This is a genomic window from Lysobacter sp. HA35, assembly GCF_054061195.1.
The window spans coordinates 2,282,801-2,300,250 of the sequence record NZ_JBSSDY010000001.1; the positions used below are offsets into that span (position 1 = coordinate 2,282,801).

Below are 17,450 nucleotides of genomic sequence, written 5' to 3' on the forward strand. Positions count from 1 at the left end.
GCGCGACGGGAGCCCCGGGCCGCCCGCCCCACGGAGCGCCGCCATGGCCAAGAACCTCCTCATCGTCGAGTCGCCTGCCAAGGCCAAGACGATCAACAAATATCTCGGCAAGGATTTCACCGTCCTCGCCTCGTACGGCCACGTGCGCGACCTCGTCCCGAAAGAGGGCGCGGTCGATCCCGAGCACGGCTTCGCCATGCGCTACGAGCTGATCGACAAGAACGAGAAGCACGTCGACGCGATCGCCAAGGCCGCCAAGTCCGCCGAACACCTGTTCCTGGCGACCGACCCGGACCGCGAGGGCGAAGCGATCAGCTGGCACATCGCGGAGATCCTGAAAGAGCGCGGCCTGATCGGGACCCGTTCGCTCGAGCGCGTGGTGTTTACCGAGATCACGCCGCGCGCGATCAAGGAAGCGATGACCAAGCCGCGTGCGATCGCGGTGCCGCTGGTCGACGCACAGCAGGCGCGTCGCGCGCTCGACTACCTCGTCGGCTTCAACCTGTCGCCGGTGCTGTGGCGCAAGGTGCAGCGCGGATTGAGCGCGGGCCGCGTGCAGTCGCCGGCGCTTCGCATGATCGTCGAGCGCGAGGAGGAGATCGAAGCCTTCATCGCGCGCGAGTACTGGACGATCGAAGCCGAGGCGACACATCCGTCGCAGCCGTTCACCGCCAAGCTCACCCGCCTCGACGGCAAGAAGGTCGAGCAGTTCACGCTGACCAACGAAACCGATGCGCACGCCGCGCGCGACCGCATCTCGCGCGACGCGCAGGGCATGCTGCAGGTCACCGACGTGACCAGCAAGGAACGCAAGCGCCGTCCCGCGCCGCCGTTCATTACCTCGACGCTGCAGCAGGAAGCCGCGCGCAAGCTCGGTTTCTCCACGCGCCGCACCATGCAGGTCGCGCAGAAGCTGTACGAGGGCATGGCAATCGGCGAGGAAGGCACGGTCGGCCTGATCACGTACATGCGTACCGACTCGGTGAACCTGTCGCAGGACGCGATCGTCGAGATCCGCGACGTGATCGCGCGCGACTTCGGCACGCGCGCCGTGCCGGACAAGCCGAACACGTACACGACCAAGTCGAAGAACGCGCAGGAAGCGCACGAAGCGATCCGCCCCAGCTCCGCGCTGCGCACGCCGGCGTCGGTCGCGAGATATCTCGAGGACGATGCGCGTCGCCTGTACGAACTGATCTGGAAGCGCGCCGTCGCGTCGCAGATGGTGCCGGCGGTGCTCAACACGGTGAGCGTCGATCTCGCCGCTGGCAGCGAGCACAGCTTCCGCGTGTCGGGCACGACGGTGGTCGATCCCGGTTTCCTCGCCGTCTACGAGGAAGGCAAGGACACGCGCACCAGCGAGGACGACGAGGAAGGCCGCAAGCTGCCGGCGATGAAGACGGGCGATCGCATGCCGCTCGCCGCCGTCGTTGCCGACCAGCATTTCACCGAGCCGCCGCCGCGTTTCTCGGAAGCGTCGCTGGTGAAGGCGCTGGAGGAATACGGCATCGGCCGGCCGTCGACGTATGCGTCGATCATCGGCACGTTGCTCGCACGCAAGTACGTCGAACTCGACAACCGCCGTTTCCGCCCGACGGACGTCGGCCGCGCGGTGGCGAAGTTCCTGTCCGCGCACTTCACCCGCTACGTCGACTACGACTTCACCGCCAAGCTCGAAGACGAGCTCGATGCCGTGAGCCGCGGCGAAGAGGAATGGGTGCCGCTGATGGAGCGGTTCTGGAAGTCGTTCAAGGAACTGGTCGACGACAAGAAGGACAACATCGATCGCGCCGACGCCGGCTCCGTGCGCGTGCTCGGCACCGACCCCAAGACCGGTCGTCCGGTGAGCGCGCGCATCGGCAAGTTCGGCCCGCTCGTGCAGATCGGCACCAGCGAGGACGAGGAGAAGCCGCAGTTCGCATCGTTGAAGCCCGGCCAGAGCATCTATTCGATTTCGCTGGAGCACGCGCTGGAACTGTTCGGCCTGCCGCGCGATCTCGGCGAAAGCAACGGCGAGAAGGTCAGCGTCGGCATCGGCCGTTTCGGTGCGTTCGCCAAGCGCGGCAGCGTGTATGCCTCGCTTGCGAAGGAAGACGATCCGTACGTGATCACGTTCGAGCGCGCGGTCGAGCTGATCGATCAGAAGGAAGAGATCGCGCGCAACCGCATCATCAAACAGTGGGACGGCTACGACGTGCAGGTGCTCAACGGGCGCTTCGGTCCGTACCTGTCCGACGGCAAGTTGAACGGGCGCATCCCGAAGGATCGTGATCCCGCGTCGCTGAGCCTGGTCGAAGCGCAGCAGATGCTGGAAGCCACCGGCAAGCCGATGCGCGCGCGCTTCGCTAAGAAGGCGACGAAGAAGGTCGCGGCGAAGAAGGCGGCCAAGACGGCGAGCACGGATGCGCCGGCGAAGAAGGCCACCAAGAAGGTCGCGAAGAAGGCCGCCGGAAAGAAGTCGGCGACCAAGAAGGTCGCGAAGAAGGCGGCGGTCAAGAAAGTCGCGGCGAAGAAGGTCGTGAAAAAGGCTACGGTGCCTGACGACGGCGCGGACGACGCGCCGTTCTGATGGCATGCGCGGTGATGCCGGCCCGCTGATCCACGACGCGGCGGCCTCGGACGAGGTCGCCGCGATCGATGCGCTCATCGCTGCGTTCTATTCGCTGTTCGACAACCGCGACGGCCTGTCGCCGTTGCTGCGTACGCCGGAACGCGTGTTTCTTCCTGACGTCACCATCGTGCGTCGCGATGCCGATGCGATATCGGTGATGTCGCTGCACGACTTCATTAAGCCGCGTCGCGCGTGGCTGGCCGACGGCACGCTCGTCGACTTCCACGAATGGGAAACGCAGTCGCGCACGTTCGTGGCCGGCGACATCGCGACGCGCCTGTCGCGTTATCGCAAGCAGGGTTTTCGCAGCGGCGTCGCGATCGACGGCGAAGGCGCGAAGTCGTTGCAGCTCGTCTGCACCGAGGCCGGCTGGCGCATCGCATCGGTGCTCTGGCAGGACGGCGGCGACCTCGACTGGTGCGAGTCGTGAACGCGCAGGATCTCAACATCGCGACCGCCGTTGCCGTGCTGATCCGCGGCGGCGTCATCGCGTATCCCACGGAAGGCGTGTGGGGCCTGGGCTGCATTCCGTTCGATGGCGAGGCTGTGCATCGGCTGCTCGCGATCAAGCGCCGGCCGGTCGAGAAAGGACTGATCGTGGTCGGCGCGGATGCATCGCAGTTCGATGCGCTGGTCGACTGGACCGCGCTCGACGGCGATTCGCGCGATCGCGCGCTGGCGAGCTGGCCCGGCCCGCACACGTGGGTGGTGCCGGCATCGACCGCTGCGCCCGCATGGATCACTGGCGGACGCGATTCCATCGCGGTGCGCGCGAGTTCGCATCCGGTCGTGGTCGCGCTGTGCACGCGACTGGGCGGGCCGCTGGTGTCGACCAGCGCCAACCTCACCGGCGAGCAACCTGCGCGCGATCGCAGCGGGCTGTCGAGCGCGCTGATCGCGCTCCTGGACGGCGTCTGCGAAGGCGAGACCGGTGGGCGCGACGCACCGACGCCCATCCGCGACGCGCGCACGGGTGCGGCGATCCGCGACTGACCGCCGCGGCTGAATCGGTACGAACGCGCGCCGCCGTGTGGCGAGCGGCCTCACGCCACCGGGTGCAAGATCCGCGGATGTCGCGATCCACCGCGCTCCTTCTATCCATCACCCTTGCCGCTGCGCCCGCGGGCGCGGCGACGCCGCCCGCGAGCACGCCGGGCGTCACCATCTATCGCTGCACCGATGCGCGCGGCCACCTCGCGCTGCGCGATTCGCCCTGCCGTGCCGGCGAGCATCAGGAAGTGCGGACGATGGTCCGGCCGACCGACCCTCCGCCGCGCGCAACGGTGGTGATGCGACGTCCGCCGCCAACCCAGGGCGGCGCGATCACGCACGAAGTGATCTATCGCAGCGCGCCGCGCCCTCTTTACGAATGCACGACGCCGGACGGCGAGACCTACACCAGCGAAAACCCGGAAGGGAATCCGCGCTGGGTGCCGCTGTGGACGTTCGGCTATCCGGTGGTGGTCGGCGTGCCCGTGTTCCCGCGGCCGACGCCGCACGGTGGTGGCGTGGTGGTGCAGCGCCCGGGCGGCGCGGTCATCGGGGCGGGCGGTGGTCGTCGCCTGCCTCCGGTCGAGATGGCGACGGTGCCCGGTGGCAGTTGGGTCCGCGACGCCTGCTATTCGCTGCCGCCGTCGGAGGTCTGCTCGCAGATGCGCGACCGGCGCGCGACGCTGGATCGCCGCTGGTTCAGTGCTCTGCAGGGCGATCGTGACGCGATCGAACTCGAGCAGCGCAGTCTCGATGCCCGTCTCTCGGAGGAATGCGGATGAAGCCGGTTCTCGCGCTCGTGCTTGCAACGCTGGTCGGCAGCGCCGCCGCCGCGCCCAGCGTGGTGATCTATCGCTGCGTCGGCGCCGACGGCCAGGTGACCATCCAGAATGGCACGAAGTGCCCGAAGGGCAGCCATGAGCAGAAGCGCGTGGTTGCGACACCGACCTCGACCCCGCGTCCCGTGGTCGCACCCGCGCCGGCGCCCGTCGCGCCGGTGGTGCCGATCGCACCGACTCCGGTGGTCGATGCGACCAACGCGACCGTCGCCACCGCAAAGACGCCCGTGCCGCTAGCGCCCGCCCCGCCAATCTTCGTCTGCCTGACGTCCGACGCGCAGCGCTACTACAGCGAGGCCGAGCAGAACTCGCATTGCGCGCCGCTGGATACGGTCGGGCTCGACGGCGTGAGCGCGACCAATGCCCAAGCCTGCGAGACCGTCGACGACCACTGCGAGGCCGTGGCCGAAGCCGATCGCTGCGCCGCCTGGGCCGAACGCCGCCAGCGCGCGGTGCAGGCACTGACGTTCTCGCCTGAGCAGATCGACCAGGCCCGCGCCGAGCTCGCGCATGTCGACGCGATGATCGCCAAGACCGCCTGCGCGCGTTGACGTTCGACCGCTGATTCCCGACCCGCTACTGACCGTTGTCGTCGTCCGTCGGCGGCGGCTCGGGCGCGGGCAGCGGCGGAGCTTCCGTCGCATCGTCATCCGGGGGAGCCGCCTCAGGCGGTGCCGGCAGATCGCCGGGCGGCGGCTCGGGCGCGGTCATGTCGTCCGGGTTCTCCTCGTCGATCGGCTCGGGCAGCACCTCGCCCTCGCCGCCCGCCATGACTTCGTCATCGGGCTCGCTGATCGGCGCCAGCGGCGGTGCGATCTGGGGCCGCTGCAGCATGCCGCCCGGCGCCAGGCGCACCGCGCTGGTCATGAAGTCGTGCCACATGCGGGCCGGCATCGCGCCGCCGGTGACGCGGCGCATGGGCGTGCCGTCGTCGTTGCCGACCCAGACACCCACCACCAGGTCGCCGGCCATGCCCACGAACAGCGCGTCGCGATGCTCCTGGGTGGTGCCGGTCTTGCCGAAGGTGGGGATCGCGAGGCGCGCCGCGCGACCGGTTCCGCGATCCACGACCTGCCACAGCATGTCGAGCATTTCCGCGCGCAATGTCGGGTCGATCGCCGACGATGGCGGCACACTCGCGCCCGGCAGGCCATGCGGCGTGACCGGTGCGGCGCCCTGCGCGAACGCGGCATAGGCCGAGGTCAGCTCGAGCAACGTGACTTCATAGGTGCCGAGCGCGATCGACGGATCGGTGCCCAGCGGGCTCGACACGCCGAGGTCGCGCGCGGCCTGCACCACTGCGCTCGGGCCCACCTGCTGCACCAGGCGCACCGCGGCCACGTTGCTCGATTTCGCGAACGCATCGCGCAGCGGGATCGCGCCCGAGTACTCGCCGTCGTAATTGGACGGCGACCACTTGCCCAGCGTGATCGGCGCATCGTCGACCAGCGTGTCCGGCGTCGCCCCGCTGCGCAGCGCGGCGTAATAAGTGAACAGCTTGAAGGCGGAGCCCGGCTGGCGACGCGCCTGCGTGGCACGGTCGAACTGGCTCTGCGCGTAGTCGCGGCCACCGACCAGCGCGAGCACCTCGCCGTTCGGCGTCATCGCGACCATCGCCGCCTGCGTGGCGCCGACGCGGCGACCCTCGCCCGCCAGCCAATGGTTGACCACGCGCTGGGCAAGCTTCTGCATGCGCGCATCCAGCGTGGTGTGCACACGGATCTCGCCGTAGTCGGCATCGAACGCCTCGCGGGCCTGCGACGACACCCAGTCGGCGAACCAGGTGCCACCGTTGAGGCGCTCGGTCGACGCCAGCACGCGCGGGTCGCGCACCGCCCGGGCCTGCGATTTGGTAATGACGCCGCCATCGGCCATCGCCTGCAGCACCAGGCGCATGCGCTTGAGCGCTGCCTTGCGGTCGTGCGTGGGCGCGAGCGCGCTGGGCGCCTTGACCATCCCGGCCAGCATCGCCGACTCGCCGATCGACAGGTTCTCCGGCTCCTTGCCGAAGTAGTGATGGGCCGCGGCGCGCAGCCCGTATACGCCGTCACCGAAATAGATGGAGCTGAGATAGCGCGACAGGATCTCGGCCTTGCTCAGCCGCGCCTCGAGGTACACCGCGATCATCGCCTCGCGGACCTTGCGGCGGATCGTGCGGTCGGGCTCGAGGAACGCCGTCTTGGCGAGCTGCTGGGTGATCGTGCTGCCGCCCTGGCGCACGCCACCCGCATGCCAGTTTCTGACCAACGCGCGCGCCAGACCGCGCGGGTCGATGCCGAAGTGGTGATAGAAGCGCCGGTCCTCGATGGCGATGAATGCGCCGGTGACGTGCGGCGGCAAGGCGCGTGCGTCGACCGGGGGTTCCTTCACCGCGCCACGCTGCGCAAAGGCCACGCCGTTGCGGTCGAGCAGCACCAGCGTGGGATCGGCCAAAGGCTGCAGCGCGCGATCGAGCGGGAGCCGCCATGCGATCCAGGCGAACGCGAGCACCACGAACGCGAGCACGACCAGCGCCGCGCGAACGAGGCGTCGCCGCAGGAACGGAACGGGGGTTTCAGGCGATGAGGGTGTCGCGATATCGGGATCGGGCATGTCGCCGTCACCGTCGAAAGGCATCTTCAGCATGTCGACGGTGTACCACCGCGCACGTGAGCGCGACAGGTGCACGTGCATCGAATGCATCTCAGCGAGCCGCGCCAACGCTGTACGCGAACACTGAAACAGCTGAATCACGTTAGTTGTGCTTTCACCATGTCAAAGCCGGCTGCTAACGGCAGTGCGCCTAGGATCGATGTCGGGCCGGGGTCGTGACTGCGACGACGTTGGCCTGGAGACGAAGACCCTTTCCCCCCACGCGACCCAGATCGCAGACAAGGAGCTTTGGCAATGGCGAACAATGACGGCAACAACGGCGGCCGCAGCAATCGCGGTTTCGCTGCAATGGACCCACGCGAACAGCGTGAAATCGCCCGCAAGGGCGGCGAGGCGGTCAGCCAGGACCGCGAACACATGGCGGCGATCGGTCGCAAGGGCGGCGAAGCCTCCGGCGGTGGCAACCGTCGTGGCAACCAGAACGAGCAGGGTGGCCGCGAGAACCAGTAACACCGCATTCCTGGCACGGTCGAAAAGCGCCCCACGTGGGCGCTTTTCATTTGTGCAGACGAGGCGGGCGCAGGCGTCGCGCGATCAGAACCCGTAGCGCAGGAAGCCGCCATCCACCGCGATGCATTCGCCGGTGATGTACGCGGCCGCGGGCAGGCACAGGAACGCGACCGCCGCGGCCACTTCCTCCGGTTCACCCACACGGCCGAGTGGCGTTCGCACCAGCACGTCGTCGAGATAGTCGGGGTCGGACAGCTTGGTCGAGGTGCGCCGCGTGCGGATGTACCAGGGCGCGACCGAATTGACCCGCACGCCGTCGTCGGCCCACTCGATCGCGAGGTTGCGCGTCATCTGGTGCAGCGCGGCCTTGGACATGCCGTAGGGCGCACCGGTGCGCACATGGGTCAGGCCCGACACGCTGCCCACGTTGACGATGCTGGAGCTCGCATGCCGCGTCAGCAGCGGATGCGCATAGCGCGACAGTTCGAACGCCGAGAACAGGTTGACCTCGAACACCTGCCGCCATTCCTCGTCGGCGTAGTCGGTCGCCGGCTTGCTGAGGTTGCCGCCCGCATTGTTGACCAGGATGTCGAGCTGGCCCTCGGCCTGGTCCTCCACCCAGTCCAGCAGTTCGCGCCGCTGCTCGTCGATGCCGACATCGGCGGTGAACGCCATGATCAGGCGATCGGGAAACTCGTCGGCGAGTTCGCTGCGTGCGATGTCCAGTGCATCGCCGTCGCGCGCGGCGAGCATCACGTCGGCACCGAAGCCCAGCAGTTCGCGGGCGATGGCGAGGCCGATGCCGGCGCTTCCGCCGGTGATCAGCGCGAGTCGGCCGTCGAGTCTCCAGCGTCGATCGTCCATGCATCCTCCGGCGGGCTGGCGCGTAGGATAGCCGTCGACGGACGCGCCACGTCCGCTGGAGATCGTCATGACCCGAGCGTTTGCCGCCGTCGCCGCCCTCGCCCTGCTCGCCGCCTGCTCCAAGCCGGAGATGCCCGACAAGGACAAGCCGGTGGAACCGCAGTCGGCGGCACGCCACGACGATCTCAAGCGCGCGATCGACGACCCGATCAACAAGGCGAAGGGTGCGCAGGCCTCCGTCGACGCCGCGGCGAAATCGCAGGATGACGCGATCCAGGCCGCCGAGTCGGGCAACTAGCCCGACGCGTTACCGGCGCTCACTGCAGCGCCGAGTCCGCCGATGCGCCCTGGCAGCTGCGGACCATGCCGAGCAGCGCATCCACCGACGCCGGCTTGCGCAGCACGCGGCAGCCGTAGCGCGTGCGCAGGTCGCGCGAGACGTTTGCATCGACGTTCGCGCTGAGCACCGCGACCGGAATGTTCGAGCCGTGCTCGCGTGAGCGCAGCACGTCCAGGAACTGCCAGCCGTCCATTACCGGCATCGACAGGTCGAGCAGGATCAGGCACGGCGATGCGTCGTTGCGATCCAGGCTCGCAAGCGCGTCCTCGCCGTTGGCGGCGAGCTGCACGTCGAAACCTTCCAGCTCGAACAGCGTGCGGAAGGTGTCGCGGATATCGGGGTTGTCCTCGACGATCAGAATCGCCTTGCCGGAGCTGCTCGGTTCCATGGGGGCACGTACTGCGACCGCGCGTGGCCGGTTCGTGGCCACTGTCGGGTGCGGCGTCCATAGCACGCGTGAAACGCGGCGGTTCCTGCGGTTCGCGTTCAGCGCGCGAACAGGCTCGTCCGTGCGGTGTATGCGGTCAGGCGAGCAACTGGATCAGCGCAGCGGGGTCGACGGGTTTGGTGAGGTGCGCGTCGAAGCCGGCCTCGCGTGTGCGCTCGCGATCCTCCGCGCGGCCCCAGCCGGTGAGCGCGACTAGTCGTGTCGACGCGGTGCGCGGGTCGGCACGCAGGTGCCCGGCAAGCTCGTAGCCGTTCATGCCGGGCATGCCGATGTCGAGGAACGCGACCTCGGGCACGAAATCGCTGACCACTTCCAGCGCCGCCACCCCGCTGCCGGCGCTGCGAACGTCGTGGCCGTCGAGTTCGAGGAAGGCGGTGAGCGTGAGCGCCGCGTCGGCGTTGTCGTCGACCACCAGCACGCGACGGCCGCCGCGCGAGAGTTGCGGTGGGATGACATCGAGCTCGCGCTGCGCGTGCTGCGCGACCGGCAGCTCCAGCACGAACCGGCTGCCGCGCCCGGGTCCTTCGCTTTCCGCGTGCAGGCGGCCGCCGTGCAGTTCGGCGAGCCGGCGCGCGAGCGTCAGGCCGATGCCGAGGCCGCCCTGCTCTTCCGAACCTTCGCCGCGCGCGAACATCTCGAAGATGTGCTCCATCTGCGTCGGCGCGAGACCGATGCCCGTGTCCGACACCTCGATGCGCAGCCATGCGCCTTCGCGACGCGTGCGCAGGCTGACGCGGCCGCCCGCCGGGGTGAACTTGGCGGCGTTGTTGAGCAGGTTGGTCAGCACCTGCGCCAGGCGCGTGTCGTCGGCATCCAGCGGCGTTTCGGGATCGTCGACATCGACATCGAGCGTGAGCCCCGCGGCATCGATCAGCGACGTGCTGGTTTCCAGCGCAACGTCGAGCACGTCGCCGATCTCGACGATGCGACGCTGCAACGCGATCGCGCCGCGGGTGACGCGCGACAGATCGAGCAGGTCGTCGATCAGCCGCACCATGTGGCCGAGCTGACGCTCCATGACTTCGCGTGCGCGCGACGCGACGGCCGCGTCATCGGTCATCTGCATCAGCGCGAGGCCGGTGCGCAGCGGCGCCAGCGGATTGCGCAGTTCATGCGCGAGCGTGGCGAGGAACTCGTCCTTGCGGCGATGCTCGTCCTGCAGCTGCAGGTGCAGGCGCGCGTTGTCGACCGCGGTCGCCGCGCGTCGCGCCAGGTCGGTCGCGAACGCGACGTCACTTTCGTAATAGCGACGCTCGCTTTCGGCATACACCAGCGTGAGCACGCCGATCACTGTGTCGCGCGCGATCAGCGGCACGATGATGTACGAATGCAGTTTCAGGCTGAGCAGGAGACGCGACTGGTCCGCATCGATCGCGTTGTCGATGATGAACTGCTCCGGCAGGTCGGCGACCCATTCCGGCCGGCGCGTTTCGATCACGCTCCACGCACCGCTCTGGCCGCGGCGCGGCGGATAACGCTCGAAGAATTCCTTCGCGATCGCGACGCGCGCGGGATCCGGGTGATACACGGCCACTCGCTCGAGTTCGCCGGCCTCGGTGATCAGGTCGACCGCGAACCAGTCGGCGACCTGCGGCACGACAATGCGCGCGAGGTTGTCCAGCGTGGTCGCGTAATCGAGCGACGCACCTAGGGCTTCGCCGGCGTCAGCGAGCAGCCGCGTCGCCGCTTCCGCGCGATGGCGTTCGGTGACCTCGACGGTGATGCCGAACATGCGTGCGGGGTTGCCGTCGTGGTCGAACTCGACCTGCCCGCGCGTCTGCACCCAGCGCTCGCGGCCCTGCGTGGTGCGCAGCCGGTACTCGAGCATCTCGAACACGCCGGTGCGCATCGCCTCGCGCGATACAACTTCGAGCTTGGGCAGATCCTCCGGGTGGATCGTGCGCATGAACTCGTCACGCTGGCCGACGTCGGTGCCGAAGAATTCGCGCGCATTCGCCGAGCACTGCACGTGGCCGCTGGCGAGGTCCCAGTCCCAGGTCACCAGCCCGCCCGCCATCAGCACGCGGTTGAGACGTTCCTCGCTGCGCAGCAAGCGCGCTTCGGCGCGGCGTGCATCGGTGACGTCGTCGTGCACCAGCACGACTTCGCGGATCTCGCCCGAGTCGTCGTCGCGCACGGGATACGCGTAGGCGCTGACCCAGCGCGTGGCTTCGAGATGCGTACTCGCCGAGGGCAACGTTTCGTGCGGGTCGTACGCGATGGTCGGCAGCATCGTCGGCGTGCCGGAGAACGCGCGGCGCAGCAGCGGCGCGATGCCCTTCTTCTCGAGCTGCGGGTCCTCGAGCATGTTGTAGTCGCCCAACGCGTCGAGCGTCAGCCCCCACAACTTTTCCCAAGCCGTGTTGACGCCGATCGTGCGGCCGTTCGGCGCGAGTCGCTGCGTCGACAGCGGCGACTGCTCCATGATCGCGCGGAAGCGATGCTCGGACAGGCGCAGGTCGGCCTCGGCACGTTCGCGACGCTGCAACTCGTCCTGCGCAGCGCGATACAGGCGCGCATTTTCGACCGCCAACGCCGCGCGGCGCGCGAGCTCTTCGGCGAGCAACTGATCATCGTCGTCATAGCGACGATCCGATTCGGTGATGCCCAGCGACAGCACGCCGATCACCTGCCCGTGCGCGAGCATCGGCACGGCCAGGCTCGATCGCACGCCGATGTCGCGCATCAGCTGCAGGTGGTCGGCGTCGAGTGTGTGGCTGGCGAGCGCGTCGAGCGTCACCACGTCGATGCGTTCGGTGCGTCCGCTGGCGAGCACGCGGCCGGCGGGGGACGGCGAGCGCGTCGGGTTCGAGTACTGCGCGGCGAGCCGGTCCATCAGCACGCGCTTGTCGTCGCGCAGGTGCTCGGCGGCGACGCGTCGCAGGCCTCCGCCTTCGACCACGTCGACGACGCAGTAGTCGCCCAGCTCCGGAATCGTCAGCCCTGCCAGGCCGGTCAGCGTGGTTTCGTAGTCGAGCGATGCCGCGAGCCGCTCGCCTGCAAGCGCAAGGAACGCGAGCCTATGCAGCGCGCGTGTTCCTGCGTCGGGCGACGGGCGGGACGGATCGGACATGCGGCGACGACCGAACGGAGGGCCGCCACTATAGCGGCGTGCCGTGCAGCCCTCGTCGCGGCCGCCGGGCCAGAAAACGACGAAGGCGGCCGAAGCCGCCCCCGTCCCATGCATCAGCGGATCAGAGCCCGCAGAAGCAGTACGCAACCGCCTTGACCGGTGCACCGCCGCGATCGTTCGCCGAGGCTTCGAGGAACTGCAGGTCGCGCGCGGCCTGCGGCGCCGTCTTGACCAGCAGCGCGCGCGCCATGTCGGACTCGCGCAACAGACCCATGCCGATGCGGCTCTGTGCGAGTCCGGTGAAGAACTTCTCGAACGGCGTCGCGGTCTTCTCGATGTAGCGCACGTCGTAGTCGCCGCGCTTGCCGAGCTTGGCGCGATCGGCCGCGTAGTCGAGTGCGTCCTGCAGGCCGCCCATCGCGTCGACGATGCCCCGCTCCTTGCCCTGCGCGCCGCTCCACACACGGCCCTGCGCGATCGCATCGATCTGCTCGACCGTGCGCCCACGCGCCTTGGCAACGCGACCGGTGAAGTCGCGGTAGCCCTTCTCGATCACGCTCTGGATGACGTTGCCGACCTGCGGGTCCAGCGGACGCGTGAGGTCGAACGCACCGGCGTACGGTGAGGTCGCGACACCGTCGGTATGCACGCCGATCTTGTCGAGCGCGCGTGCGAAGTTCGGCACGACGCCGAAGATGCCGATCGAACCGGTGATGGTCGAGGGGTCGGCATAGATGCGATCGGCATTCATGCTGATCCAGTAGCCGCCCGACGCTGCGACATCACCCATCGACACCACGACCGGCTTGCCGGCGTCCTTCAGGCGCGCGACTTCGCGGCGGATCTGCTCGGACGCGAACACTTCGCCACCGGGCGAATTCACGCGCAGCACCACGGCGGCGACGTTGTCGTCGTCATGCGCCTGGCGCAGCAGCTCGCTGGTGGAATCGCCACCGACCTTGCCCGGAGGCGCGTCGCCACCGGTGATCTCGCCTTCGGCCACCACCACCGCGACGTGCTTGTCCGGCACCACGCCTTCAATGCCCTTGTCGAGGTGCGCGACGTAATCGTCGAGGTCGATGCGACGGAAGCCGCCGGTCGCGTCGTCGTCGGCCACGCCGCGCTTGCGCAGCATGTCCCACACTTCCTGGCGCGTCTTCAGGCCATCGACCAGGTGCTGGTTGAGCGCGAGTTGCGCCATGTCGCCCTGCACCGCGAGCACGCCCTGCGGCAGGTTGTTCACGTCGTCGGTGAGCTGCGCGACGGTGAGCTTGCGCGCGGTGGCGATGTCGCCGAGGTAGCGCTGCCACACGTCGTTCATCCAGAACAGGTCGGCTTCCTTCGACGCCGGCGACGCGGCATCGAGGATGTACGGCTCCGCCGCCGACTTGTACGTGCCGACCTTGAACAGGTGCACGTCGATGCCGAGCTTGTCCTGCAGGCCTTCGCGGAAGAACTGGCGGTATCGCGACAGGCCTTCGAGCGTCACCTGCCCCATCGGGTCGAGGTAGACCTCGTTCGCCTGCGCGGCGAGCAGGTACTGCTTCTGGTCCATCTGTTCGGAGAACGCGACCACCTGCTTGCCGCTGGCGCGCAGGCGCGCGATGGCCGCGGCGACTTCGCGCAGCGAGGCCATGCCGCCGCCCTGCAGGTCGTCGACATGCAGGAACACGCGTTCGATGTTCTTGTCGCGCTGCGCCGAATCGAGTGCACGCAGCACGTCGCGCAGCTGCAGCTCTTCGCTGTGCCCGCCCATGCTGCGGGCGAACTGCCGGCTCACCGGATCGCTGGTGAACTGCTCGACGAGGTTGCCTTGCGGCGCGATCACCAGCGTCGTGCGCGGCAGCAGCGGATGCGCGTTGCCGCCGGCGAGCGATGCGATGAACAGCAGCGCGAACAGAAGCAGCAGGCCGAAGAAGACGATGTTGACGATCAGCCGGCGCGTGAAATTCATCACGTCCCACAGGCCGACGAAAACGCTCGCGATGGGGCCGCGACGGGTGGAGTTCATCGGGGATTTGTCTCGGAAAGATTGCAGTGACAGGGTACCGGGCCGGGCCGCGGCGGTCATGCCCCAGAGGTCACCGGGCCGTTTCGGCTGCCGCCAGCCGGGCCACGCGCTCGGGCCTGCTGGACCGCGCGAAGCGGCTGCACAGCAGGATGGCGGCGACGGTGAGCCCGGCGATCAGCCCGGTCCACATGCCTTGCGGCCCCCAGGCCCGATTGCCGAGCAGCCCGAGGCCCAGCGTCGCCCCTAGCGGCATGCCGATGCCCCAGTACGCGAAGGCGGCCAGGCCCATCGGTACGCGCGTGTCCTTGAGCCCGCGCAACGCACCGGCCGACAGCACCTGCACGCCGTCGGGGAACTGGAACGCCGCGGCGTAGAGCAGCAACGAGGCCGCGAGCGTCGCGACCTGAGCGTCGTGCGTGTACAGCCGCACCACCGCGTGGTTGCCCGCCAGCAATAGGCACGCGGAGATCGCCTGCGTCGCCAGCACGATCACGTAGCCGGCGAGCGCGGCGCGGCGCAGGCCCGCGGCATCGCCACGTCCCAGTGCATGCCCGACGCGCACGGTCGTGGCTTCGGCCACCGCGAGCGGCACCATGAAGCACAGGCTGGCGACATTGATCGCGATCTGGTGCGCGGCCGCCGGCACCGGACCGAGTCGCGCCACCAGCAGCGCGGTGGCGATGAACAAGCCGCCTTCCATCAGCACGGTGACGCCGATCGGCAGGCCGGTCGCGAGCAGCCCGCGGATGGTCGGCCAGTGCGGCGCATCGAAGCGACCGAACACGCGGATGTCGCGCATGCGCGGCGCTTTGGCGTGCACTGCGGCGAAGCTCAGCGCCTGCATCCACATCATCACCGACGACGCGATGCCGAGCCCGCCCGCGCCGAGTTCCGGCAGGCCGAACGCACCGAAGGTCAGCACGTAACCCAGCGGCACCAGCACGACGAGACCGCCACCGCCGAGCACCATCGTCGGCAGCGTCCAGTGCAGGCCTTCGGCGAGGTAACGCATCGCGAGGTAACAGGTCAGTGCCGGCACGCCCCAGCGGATGCCGTGCATGAAGGCGGTCGCGCCCGGAACGATGTCGGGCGCGATGCCGAACGGTGCGAGCGCGCGCGGCGCGAGGGTCAGGAACACGAACATCAACAGGCCGAGGCCGAACGCGAGCCACAGCGACTGGCGGAACAGCGCGCCGATCTCGCTGCGCCGGCCCGCGCCATCGAGATGCGACACCGATGGCGGCATCGACATCAGCGTGCCCATCGGCACCATCATCGGCAGCCAGAACAGGGCAGTGCCCACAGCGACTGATGCCAGCGTCGACGTGCCGTGCTGGCCGGCGATGCTGCTGTCGACGAAACCGATCAGGCCGGTCGAGACATGCCCGGCGACGAGCGGCGCGGCGAGCGTCGCGGTGCGGCGGATCTCGTGCGGGAAGCGTGCAGGCGCGGACACGATGGGCTCGGACGCGGCGGGCCATCGTAGGCCGCGGCGGCGTCGATCGCTACCGTCGCGGGCCTTATGACGATCGACCGGTCGCACAAACCCGCTGCGCGTGCTGCAATGCGCGCCGAGCCGCGAGGGGACCGCGATGCACGCTGAAGCAACCACCGCCTGCGAAAACTGCGGGACGATCCTGCAGGGTCATTACTGCCATGCCTGCGGACAGAACGCGCACAACCCGCTGAGCAGCTTCTCCCACGCGCTGGAAGAAGTGTTCGAATCGTTCTGGCATCTCGACGGCCGCGCGTTCCGCACGTTCCGCGACCTGTTCGTGCCCGGCCGCGTCGCCTGCAATTACCTCAGCGGCCAGCGCGTGCGTTACATCCCACCGCTGCGCGTGTTCCTGGTGCTGGTCGTCATCACCTTCTTCGTCGGACGTTTGACCGTCAGCGACGATGGCGATACGTCGACCGGCAAGACCAACATCCACGTCGTCGACACCGGCACGGGCGATTCGACGTTCGCGAACGCAACGACCGAAGCCGAGGTGCAGAAGAAGCTCGACGACGCGCTCACCGGCATCGCGACGGCACGTGCCAAGGGCAAGGACGTGCCGTTCGTGGGCGTCGCCATGGACAAGTCCGAAGCCGAAGTGCGTGCGCAAGCCGCGGCACGCATTGCCGAATTGCGCCACGCCGCCGGGCCCGCGGTGGTTACGCCGCCGGTGCCGCCGAAGGGCGTGTCGTTCGGTATATCGCCGGGCGACAAGTCCGCGAAGGCCGCCGCCAAACCCGGCAACGAAGCCGACGACGACGGCGATGGCGACGACACGCGCGAGTCGATGGACAAGATGGTTCGCGGCATCAACGGCGCGAAGCTGCGCGATCCGAAACTGCCGTGGGATGCGAAGACCAATCCGGTCGACGTGCCTTGGCTGCCGGACTTCGGCGATCGCTGGTTCAACCATCGCATCGCGAACTTCGCCGACAACGTCGACCGCATGCAGCACAACGGCACGTTCGTCTTCCAGTTGATGCTGGCCGCGGTGCCGTCCGCACTGTTCCTGATGCTTCCGCTGTTCGCGTTGATGCTGAAAGTGCTCTACATCGGCACGCGCCGCACGTATCTCGAGCATCTGGTCGTCGCGCTGTACAGCCATGCGTTCCTGCTGCTCACGCTGTTCGCGAGCTTCGTGCTTGCGCTGTGCCCACTGTCGGCGGCGATCACCGTGCCACTCACGTTGCTGCTGTGGCTGTGGGCCGGTGTCTACCTGCTGCTGATGCAGCGCCGCGTTTACGGCCAGCACTGGGCGATCACGATCGGCAAGTACCTGGTCGTCGCGTTCCTGTACCAGTTCCTGATCATGCTGGCGTCGATCTACGTGGCGTTCGCGGGGCTGACCAGTGCGCACTGACATGCTCACCTACGAAGTCACCGCCGACGTCGACGCCGACCTGCGCACGCAGTACCTCGACTGGCTGGGCCCGCATGTCGCGGAGATCCTGGCGCTGCCGGGCTTCACCGGTGCGGATGTCGACGAAGTGCTCGACCCTGACGATCCCGACCGCATGCGCGTCTGCATGCGTTACCGGCTGACCGATGCGGATGCGCTCGATGCGTATCTCCGCGAACACGCACCGCGACTGCGCGCCGACGGGCTCGCGCGCTTCGGCGATCGCGTGCGCACGCAGCGTCGCGTCATGCGACCGCTCGACTACATCGCCTGAT

15 protein-coding genes are annotated in these 17,450 nt (G+C 68.5%); 9 read left to right on the forward strand and 6 right to left on the reverse strand.

Features of this window, described 5'->3' with window-relative positions:
* Positions 1-43: 43 nt before the first annotated feature.
* From ACVWZN_RS11265 to ACVWZN_RS11285, 5 genes are all read left to right on the forward strand, one after another.
* Positions 44-2,569, forward strand: a complete 2,526-nt coding sequence (locus ACVWZN_RS11265) for a DNA topoisomerase I (protein ID WP_456953885.1) — start codon at positions 44-46, stop codon at positions 2,567-2,569.
* Positions 2,570-2,573: 4 nt separating this feature from the next.
* On the forward strand, positions 2,574-3,041 hold the full coding sequence (locus ACVWZN_RS11270; RefSeq protein WP_456953886.1) for a hypothetical protein: 468 nt from the start codon (positions 2,574-2,576) through the stop codon (positions 3,039-3,041).
* Entirely contained in the window at positions 3,038-3,604 is a 567-nt protein-coding gene (locus ACVWZN_RS11275) for a Sua5/YciO/YrdC/YwlC family protein (RefSeq protein ID WP_456953887.1), read from the forward strand. The genes ACVWZN_RS11270 and ACVWZN_RS11275 overlap by 4 nt, the downstream gene beginning before the upstream one ends.
* Before the next feature lie 77 nt (positions 3,605-3,681).
* Positions 3,682-4,383 carry a DUF4124 domain-containing protein gene (locus ACVWZN_RS11280; RefSeq protein ID WP_456953888.1) on the forward strand — a complete coding sequence of 234 codons (702 nt, stop codon included), beginning with the start codon at positions 3,682-3,684 and terminating at the stop codon, positions 4,381-4,383.
* A complete protein-coding gene (locus ACVWZN_RS11285) occupies positions 4,380-4,991 on the forward strand; it encodes a DUF4124 domain-containing protein (protein ID WP_456953889.1) in 612 nt (203 codons plus the stop codon). The genes ACVWZN_RS11280 and ACVWZN_RS11285 overlap by 4 nt, the downstream gene beginning before the upstream one ends.
* Positions 4,992-5,016: 25 nt before the next feature.
* Here the strand turns inward: ACVWZN_RS11285 and ACVWZN_RS11290 are convergent, their stop codons facing one another.
* Positions 5,017-7,113, reverse strand: a complete 2,097-nt coding sequence (locus ACVWZN_RS11290) for a transglycosylase domain-containing protein (protein WP_456953890.1) — start codon at positions 7,111-7,113, stop codon at positions 5,017-5,019.
* Between the two features lie 213 nt (positions 7,114-7,326).
* On the opposite strand from ACVWZN_RS11290, the gene ACVWZN_RS11295 reads away from it, so the two are divergent.
* The gene (locus tag ACVWZN_RS11295) at positions 7,327-7,542 is read left to right on the forward strand and encodes a KGG domain-containing protein (protein ID WP_027081684.1); all 216 of its coding nucleotides are present in this window, start codon (positions 7,327-7,329) and stop codon (positions 7,540-7,542) included.
* Positions 7,543-7,626: 84 nt separating this feature from the next.
* On the opposite strand, the gene ACVWZN_RS11300 is transcribed toward ACVWZN_RS11295, so the two are convergent.
* Complete coding sequence (locus tag ACVWZN_RS11300; RefSeq protein ID WP_456953891.1) at positions 7,627-8,406, reverse strand: SDR family oxidoreductase; 780 nt, start codon at positions 8,404-8,406, stop codon at positions 7,627-7,629.
* A 67-nt stretch (positions 8,407-8,473) separates the two neighbouring features.
* On the opposite strand from ACVWZN_RS11300, the gene ACVWZN_RS11305 reads away from it, so the two are divergent.
* A complete protein-coding gene (locus ACVWZN_RS11305) occupies positions 8,474-8,704 on the forward strand; it encodes a hypothetical protein (RefSeq protein ID WP_456953892.1) in 231 nt (76 codons plus the stop codon).
* 19 nt (positions 8,705-8,723) lie between these two features.
* On the opposite strand, the gene ACVWZN_RS11310 is transcribed toward ACVWZN_RS11305, so the two are convergent.
* The 4 genes from ACVWZN_RS11310 to ACVWZN_RS11325 all read right to left on the reverse strand — a co-directional run bounded on the left by ACVWZN_RS11310 (position 8,724) and on the right by ACVWZN_RS11325 (position 15,734).
* On the reverse strand, positions 8,724-9,134 hold the full coding sequence (locus tag ACVWZN_RS11310; RefSeq protein ID WP_456953893.1) for a response regulator: 411 nt from the start codon (positions 9,132-9,134) through the stop codon (positions 8,724-8,726).
* A gap of 136 nt (positions 9,135-9,270) precedes the next feature.
* Entirely contained in the window at positions 9,271-12,267 is a 2,997-nt protein-coding gene (locus ACVWZN_RS11315) for an ATP-binding protein (RefSeq protein WP_456953894.1), read from the reverse strand.
* A gap of 121 nt (positions 12,268-12,388) precedes the next feature.
* Positions 12,389-14,278: a signal peptide peptidase SppA gene (sppA, locus tag ACVWZN_RS11320; RefSeq protein ID WP_456953895.1), complete on the reverse strand. Its 1,890-nt coding sequence runs from the start codon at positions 14,276-14,278 to the stop codon at positions 12,389-12,391.
* A gap of 70 nt (positions 14,279-14,348) precedes the next feature.
* Entirely contained in the window at positions 14,349-15,734 is a 1,386-nt protein-coding gene (locus ACVWZN_RS11325; RefSeq protein WP_456953896.1) for an MATE family efflux transporter, read from the reverse strand.
* A gap of 136 nt (positions 15,735-15,870) precedes the next feature.
* On the opposite strand from ACVWZN_RS11325, the gene ACVWZN_RS11330 reads away from it, so the two are divergent.
* Positions 15,871-17,136, forward strand: coding sequence for a DUF3667 domain-containing protein (locus ACVWZN_RS11330; protein ID WP_456953897.1), 1,266 nt, complete (start codon positions 15,871-15,873; stop codon positions 17,134-17,136).
* On the forward strand, positions 17,126-17,449 hold the full coding sequence (locus ACVWZN_RS11335; protein WP_155914075.1) for a DUF4286 family protein: 324 nt from the start codon (positions 17,126-17,128) through the stop codon (positions 17,447-17,449). Before ACVWZN_RS11330 ends, ACVWZN_RS11335 begins: the two co-directional genes overlap by 11 nt.
* The last annotated feature ends 1 nt before the right edge of the window (position 17,450 follow it).